We start from the raw sequence: 6884 nt of genomic DNA, 5'->3' as shown, positions 1-6884 counted from the left end.
GCCAAGCGCGATGCGAAGCGCGGGCTGGCGTCGCTGTGCATCGGCGGCGGGATGGGCGTCGCGCTCGCGGTCGAGCGTCCGTAACCGGTCGTCCGTCACTGCCAAACCAATCCGGGCGCCGGCCGATTGCGGCTTCGGCCGGTGCCACGTGAAGTCAGAGGGGCCTCCGGCGGCTCTCGAAACCAAAAAATGGAGTGAGATTTATGTCTCAGCGAATTGCGTACGTAACGGGCGGGATGGGCGGCATCGGCACCAGCATCTGCCAGCGTCTGTCGAAAGACGGCTTCAAGGTGGTCGCGGGTTGCGGCCCGAACTCGCCGCGTCGGGTGAAGTGGCTCGAGGACCAGAAGGCGCTCGGCTACGATTTCATCGCGTCGGAAGGCAACGTCGGCGACTGGGACTCGACCAAGGCAGCGTTCGACAAGGTCAAGGCTGAAGTCGGCGAGATCGACGTGCTGGTCAACAACGCGGGCATCACGCGCGACGTCGTGTTCCGCAAGATGACGCATGAAGACTGGACGGCCGTGATCGACACCAACCTGACGAGCCTGTTCAACGTGACGAAGCAGGTGATCGACGGGATGGTCGAGCGCGGCTGGGGCCGGATCATCAACATCTCGTCGGTGAACGGCCAGAAGGGGCAATTCGGCCAGACGAACTACTCGACCGCGAAGGCCGGCATCCACGGTTTCACGATGTCGCTCGCGCAGGAAGTCGCGACGAAGGGCGTGACGGTCAACACCGTGTCGCCCGGCTACATCGGCACCGACATGGTGAAGGCGATCCGTCCGGACGTGCTCGAGAAGATCGTCGCGACGATTCCGGTGCGGCGTCTCGGTGCGCCGGAGGAAATCGGCTCGATCGTCGCGTGGCTCGCATCGAACGATTCCGGCTTCGCGACCGGCGCCGACTTCTCGCTGAACGGCGGCCTGCACATGGGCTGAACGTCCGGGCTGCGCAGGCCGGACCGGCCGTGCAGCCTGGCGTTTCCGAAGGCCCCCGCCTCCCGGAACCGGGAGGCGGGGATTTGTCACTTGCGCTACGCTGCACCCAAAGGCGTTACATGACTACTACAAAGAAAACGGCCGAGCGGCTCATCAAGAAGTACCCGAACCGCCGGCTCTACGATACCGAGACGAGCACGTACATCACGCTGACCGACGTCAAGCAACTCGTGCTGGAACAGGAGGACTTCAAGGTCGTCGACGCGAAATCGAACGAAGACCTGACGCGCAGCATCCTGCTGCAGATCATCCTCGAGGAAGAGAGCGGCGGCGTGCCGATGTTCTCGTCGTCGATGTTGTCGCAGATCATCCGTTTCTACGGTCATGCGATGCAGGGCATGATGGGCACGTACCTGGAAAAGAACATCCAGGCGTTCATCGACATCCAGAACAAGCTCGCGGATCAATCGAAGAACCTGTACGAAGGCAACGCGATGAATCCGGAAGTCTGGTCGCAGTTCATGAACATGCAGGCGCCGATGATGCAAGGGATGATGACGAGCTACATCGAGCAGTCGAAGAACATGTTCGTGCAGATGCAGGAGCAGATGCAGAATCAGGCGAAGTCGATGTTCAGCACGTTCCCGTTCAAGCAACCGGGCACGCCGGAGCCGGAGAAGAAGTAACGATGTCGCGGCAGGCTGGCCGCGGCGGCATGCGCCGCCGGACGGTCGGCGCCGCGACGTGTGGCGGTGAAATCAAACTGATCGTGTGCTCGGGCGCGACGGTGGTTGGCGGCCCGCCGCCGCTTGATGTCGCCGTCGGTCGTTCCTGATCGTCGGCACCAGATGCCTGTGCCCCTGCGCGGGGCGGGCATGACCGTCTTCCGGTCGATCGAATTCCAGATACTCAAGACAAGCGCGGCTGGTGTTGCGCCTGTTCGGCGCGCGTTCGTGCCGGTCAGGGCCGGTGCCGTTGCGTCGGGTCCGTGCAACGGCACCTTGCTGCAAAGCGGGAGCAGTTCGCCCGTATCGCTCAAAGCGCCGGATCGAAGTCCTGATGATCGTCGGCCGGAGGCAGATCGAGTACGAGCTTCACCGCACAGTAGTTGGCCTTCAGCGAAAACACGCGGCCGATCACGAGAAACGTCTGCGGCGAATTCTCGAGCTCGACGAAGTCGCCAGGCTGCGGTACGTGGGCGCCCTGGTCATAGGAAAAGCTGGTGCTGGTCTGCTCGCCGATGGTTTCGGCGGCGTGCTCGGTGAATTCGATCGTGATGTGGGTGGTCATGCGAACCCCGTTGGGTAGGAAGTGGATGCCGCGATTTTCGCATAGCGGCGGGGCGGCGCTGGGGCGATTACTGGGCGGTGGCGCGGGGATGATCGGGGCCGTTGGATCATCACCGGAGGCATGAAAGGGTTGGATCAATCGTCCGTGGCGGCTCGATGCGCCCGCGCGCGCCGCATATTGGGGTGCCATCCACGGCACTCCGTCCGCCGGTTTTGCCTCGCTGACCCATAAATAGCTGTAAACTCACGCTTTTGCCGCCACGCCCCCACATTCCAGATGTCCCAGTCCCCCAAAGTAGGCTTCGTGTCGCTCGGGTGCCCGAAAGCCCTCGTCGACTCCGAACAAATCATCACGCAGCTGCGTGCCGAAGGTTATGAAATCTCCGGCACCTACGACGGCGCCGACCTCGTCGTCGTCAACACCTGCGGCTTCATCGACGAAGCCGTGCAGGAAAGCCTCGACGCAATCGGCGAAGCGCTGACCGAGAACGGCAAGGTGATCGTCACCGGCTGCCTCGGCGCGAAGTCGAGCGCGAGCGGCTCGAACCTGATCGAGGAAGTCCACCCGAAGGTGCTCGCCGTCACCGGCCCGCACGCGGTGGGCGAAGTGATGCAGGCCGTGCATTCGCACCTGCCGAAGCCGCACGACCCGTTCACCGACCTGGTGCCGGCGGCCGGCATCAAGCTCACGCCGCGTCACTACGCATACCTGAAGATTTCCGAAGGCTGCAACCACCGTTGCACGTTCTGCATCATCCCGTCGATGCGCGGCGACCTCGTGTCGCGCCCGGTCGCCGAAGTGATGCTCGAAGCCGAGAACCTCTTCAAGTCCGGCGTGAAGGAACTGCTCGTGATCTCGCAGGACACGAGCGCATACGGCGTCGACGTGAAGTACCGCACCGGCTTCTGGAACGGCAAGCCGATCAAGACGCGCATGACCGACCTGGTCGCCGCGCTCGGCGAACTCGCCGCGCAGTACGGCGCATGGGTGCGCCTGCACTACGTGTACCCGTATCCGAGCGTCGACGAAGTCATTCCGCTGATGGCCGAAGGCCCGTTCAAGGGCCACGTGCTGCCGTATCTCGACGTGCCGTTCCAGCACGCGCATCCGGACGTGCTGAAGCGCATGAAGCGCCCGGCGAACGCCGAGAAGGTGCTCGAGCGCGTGCAGAAGTGGCGCGAGATCTGCCCGGACCTGACGATCCGCAGCACGTTCATCGCCGGCTTCCCCGGCGAGACGGAAGAACAGTTCGAAACGCTGCTCGACTTCATCCGCGAGGCGGAACTCGATCGCGTCGGCTGCTTTGCGTATTCGCCGGTCGAAGGCGCGACCGCGAACGAACTCGACGGCGCGCTGCCGGACGAGGTGCGCGAAGAACGCCGCGCGCGCTTCATGGAAGTCGCCGAGGAAGTGTCGGCGCGGCGCATCCAGCGCAAGGTCGGCAAGACCCTCAAGGTGCTGATCGACGAAGTCGGCGAGGAAGGTGGCATCGGCCGCACGGCGGCGGATGCGCCGGAGATCGACGGCGTCGTCTACGTCGAGCCGGCGACCAAGGCGTCGAAGCGCTACAAGGTCGGCGATTTCGTGTCGGTGAAGATCACGGGCGCGGACGGCCACGACCTGTGGGGCGAGGTTTAAGCGATGACCGCCGCACTGCCGCAGATCCTCGCGCTCGGCGAGGCGATGATCGAATTCAACCAGTCGCAGCCGGGTCGGCCGGAGTTCCTGCAAGGCTTCGGCGGCGACACGTCGAACTTCTGCATCGCCGCGGCGCGCCAGGGCGCGTCGACGGGCTTCGTGTCGGCGATCGGCGACGATCCGTTCGGCCGGCTGCTGACCGAGATGTGGGTGGCGGAGCACGTCGATACGACGTACGTGCGGATCGACCGCGCGGCGCCGACCGGCGTGTATTTCGTCACGCACGGCGCTGACGGCCACCAGTTCGACTATCTGCGCGCGGGTTCCGCGGCGAGCCGCTACGCAGTGGCCGATCTGCCGCTCGATGCGCTGGCCGCGGCGCGGGCCGTGCACCTGTCGGGCATCAGCCTCGCGATCGGCACGGCCGCGTGCGACGCCGCGTTCGCGGCGATCGACCACGCGCGCAGCAACGGCGCGCAGGTCAGCTTCGACACGAACCTGCGCCTGAAGCTGTGGCCGCTGCCGCGCGCCCGCGCGGTGATGCGCGAAGCGCTGCGCCAGACGGACATCTGCCTGCCGAGCTGGGACGACGTCACGGCGCTCACCGGTGCGAACGATCGCGACGCGATCGTCGATGCGATGCTCGAGCACGGGCCGCGGGTCGTCGCGCTGAAACTCGGCAAGGAAGGCGCGTATGTCGCGACGCCGAACGAACGGCGCGTGGTGCCGGGCTTCGCGGTCGAGGCCGTCGACGCGACGGGCGCGGGCGACTGCTTCGGCGGTGCGTTCGTTGCGCGGATCGTCGCAGGCGACGATCCGTTCGCGGCCGCGCGTTATGCGAACGCGGCGGCGGCACTGTCGACGACCGGCTACGGTGCGGTCGCACCGATTCCGCGCCGCGACGCGGTGGAACGCCTGATGCAGGGCTGACGCGGCTCTCGCACGCCGGCTACGCGACGTGTTCACTCGAACGCCCGGATGACGGGCGACGTGAACGGCTGGCGAGCGGTGTGCGTACCGCGCTCGGCGCCTGCGCATCGGTGGTCGCCACGTGCGCGTGGCGATCGATGTGCAGCGGCGACGCGCAGCATGTCGCCGCGATTTTCGAGCGAATCTGAAGCAAGGAGCAACACAAGGTGGGTCGATATTCGCAATGGCAACGGGCGCTGGTGATTGCCGGCGCGCTGGCGGCGGGCCTCACGATGCCGGGCGTGGTCGCGGCACAGGCTGCCGCGCCGGGCGCGCAGCAGGATGAAGCGGCGCCCGCCCGGCCGCTGCGGCCGAATCGGGAATTCGCCCGCCTGCCGCGTTACGAAGGCACGCTCGGCGATCGGCCGATCGTCGTGCATCTCGGCCCGAAGACGGACGAGGCGGGCGTGCACGGCGAATACCAGTTCACGGACACGGGCGAGGTGGTGCTGCTCGCCGGCGATCGGGACGGCGACACGCTCGAGATCGAGGAATCGAACGACGGCACGAACATCACGGGCGTGTGGATCGGCCGCTTCGACGCGACGGGCGAGCTGAAGGCCGACCGGATGAACTCGGACGAATCGGATCCGCAACCCGTCGTGCTGCGCCTGGCGCCGGGCAAGCGCGCGGCGCTGCAGGTACGCGACGGCCGCGTGCAGGAAATCGAGACGGTCGGCAACGTTGTCAATCTGCGCGCCGACGACTGAGCGCGCGCTGGCTCGGCGCATGCGGCGCGCATTGTACCGGGCCAACCGCGCCGATTTTGGCTAACCTAGCGACCTATTCCGCAACCGAACGGCCTTTCTCCGGGCCTCCTGCCATGACTGCATCCACTCCGAAGCGCGCACTCCAGACCCGCATCGTTCAACCCGACGACAACATCCCGGATGGCTTCCGTTCGTTCGTGCCGCCGGTCGAGCGTGCATCGACGGTCGTGTTCCCCGATCTCGCGACGATGCGCGCGCTGGTGTGGCACGACGACAACCAGTGGCGCTACGGGCTGCATGCGACCCCGACGTCGCTCGCGCTCGCGCAGCGGCTCGCCGAGATCGAAGGCGGCTCGCATGCGCTGCTGCAGCCGTCGGGTCTCGCGGCGATCATGAACGTCTATTTCGGGATCGTGAAGGCGGGCGACGACGTGTTGATCCCGCACAACGTCTACGGGCCGAATGCCGATCTCGGCAACTGGCTCGCGAAGGATTTCGGCATCACCGCGCGCTTCTACGATCCGCTCGTCGGCGCCGGCATTGCCGACCTGATCCAGCCGAACACGCGGCTGATCTGGATCGAGGCGCCGGGCTCGGTGACGATGGAAGTGCCCGACGTGCGTGCGATCACGGCGGTCGCGCAGGCGCGCGGCATCGTCACCGCGATCGACAACACGTATTCGGCCGGGCTCGCGTTCAAGCCGTTCGAGCATGGCGTCGACATCTCGGTGCAGGCGCTGACCAAGTATCAATCGGGCGGCAGCGACGTGCTGATGGGCGCGACGATCACCGCGAGCGCGGCGCTGCAGGCGCAACTGAAGCTCGCCCGGATGCGCTGCGGGATCGGCGTGTCGGTCGACGACTGCTCGCTCGTGCTGCGCAGCCTGCCGAGCATGCAGGTGCGCTTCGATGCGCACAGCAAGAGCGCGCTCGCGCTCGCGCAGTGGCTGAAGGCGCGCCCGGAGATCGCGGCCGTGCTGCATCCGCAACTGCCGGACTGTCCGGGGCACGCTTCGTTCATGCGCGACTTCACCGGCGCGGGCGGGCTGTTCTCGGTGGTGTTCGACGAGCGCTACAGTGCCGAGAAGATCGATCGTTTCGTCGAGGCGCTCGAGCTGTTCGCGATCGGCTGGAGCTGGGGCGGCGCGTGCAGCCTCGCGATGCCTTACGACGTGGCGTCGATGCGCCCGGACTGGCCGCATCGCGGCACGCTGGTACGCTTCTACGTCGGTCTCGAAGACGAAGCCGACCTGCGCGCGGATATCGAGCGCGCGATGCAGTCCACGCTCGGCTGAGCACCGAACCCCGAGCGGAACAGCAAAACGCCCGCGCG

8 protein-coding genes are annotated in these 6884 nt (G+C 66.2%); 6 read left to right on the top strand and 2 right to left on the bottom strand.

The window, feature by feature from the left end:
• Nucleotides 1-203: 203 nt before the first annotated feature.
• Nucleotides 204-944, top strand: a complete 741-nt coding sequence (locus DIE12_RS13770) for a 3-ketoacyl-ACP reductase (protein WP_059537451.1) — start codon at nucleotides 204-206, stop codon at nucleotides 942-944.
• Nucleotides 945-1063: 119 nt separating this feature from the next.
• Complete coding sequence (phaR, locus tag DIE12_RS13765; RefSeq protein ID WP_006478701.1) at nucleotides 1064-1630, top strand: polyhydroxyalkanoate synthesis repressor PhaR; 567 nt, start codon at nucleotides 1064-1066, stop codon at nucleotides 1628-1630.
• Here the strand turns inward: phaR and DIE12_RS13760 are convergent.
• Both DIE12_RS13760 and DIE12_RS13755 read right to left on the bottom strand, forming a co-directional pair.
• Complete coding sequence (locus tag DIE12_RS13760; protein ID WP_124520769.1) at nucleotides 1561-1983, bottom strand: hypothetical protein; 423 nt, start codon at nucleotides 1981-1983, stop codon at nucleotides 1561-1563. The genes phaR and DIE12_RS13760 overlap by 70 nt on opposite strands.
• Nucleotides 1980-2234 (bottom strand): hypothetical protein, encoded by a 255-nt coding sequence (locus tag DIE12_RS13755; protein ID WP_124485713.1) that lies wholly within the window; start codon nucleotides 2232-2234, stop codon nucleotides 1980-1982. Before DIE12_RS13755 ends, DIE12_RS13760 begins: the two co-directional genes overlap by 4 nt.
• A 276-nt stretch (nucleotides 2235-2510) precedes the next feature.
• Between DIE12_RS13755 and rimO the strand changes: the two genes are divergently transcribed.
• From rimO to DIE12_RS13735, 4 genes are all read left to right on the top strand, one after another.
• Nucleotides 2511-3872 carry a 30S ribosomal protein S12 methylthiotransferase RimO gene (gene rimO / locus DIE12_RS13750; protein WP_044848901.1) on the top strand — a complete coding sequence of 454 codons (1362 nt, stop codon included), beginning with the start codon at nucleotides 2511-2513 and terminating at the stop codon, nucleotides 3870-3872.
• Between the two features lie 3 nt (nucleotides 3873-3875).
• Nucleotides 3876-4802 carry a sugar kinase gene (locus DIE12_RS13745; protein ID WP_124521684.1) on the top strand — a complete coding sequence of 309 codons (927 nt, stop codon included), beginning with the start codon at nucleotides 3876-3878 and terminating at the stop codon, nucleotides 4800-4802.
• 206 nt (nucleotides 4803-5008) lie between these two features.
• Nucleotides 5009-5551, top strand: a complete 543-nt coding sequence (locus tag DIE12_RS13740; RefSeq protein ID WP_124521686.1) for a hypothetical protein — start codon at nucleotides 5009-5011, stop codon at nucleotides 5549-5551.
• A 113-nt stretch (nucleotides 5552-5664) separates the two neighbouring features.
• Nucleotides 5665-6846, top strand: a complete 1182-nt coding sequence (locus DIE12_RS13735) for a cystathionine beta-lyase (protein ID WP_124521688.1) — start codon at nucleotides 5665-5667, stop codon at nucleotides 6844-6846.
• Nucleotides 6847-6884: the final 38 nt, after the last annotated feature.

The organism is Burkholderia sp. Bp9015 (genome assembly GCF_003853505.1).
Taxonomy (GTDB): domain Bacteria; phylum Pseudomonadota; class Gammaproteobacteria; order Burkholderiales; family Burkholderiaceae; genus Burkholderia.
This window is presented reverse-complemented; position numbering and strand designations above follow the sequence as displayed.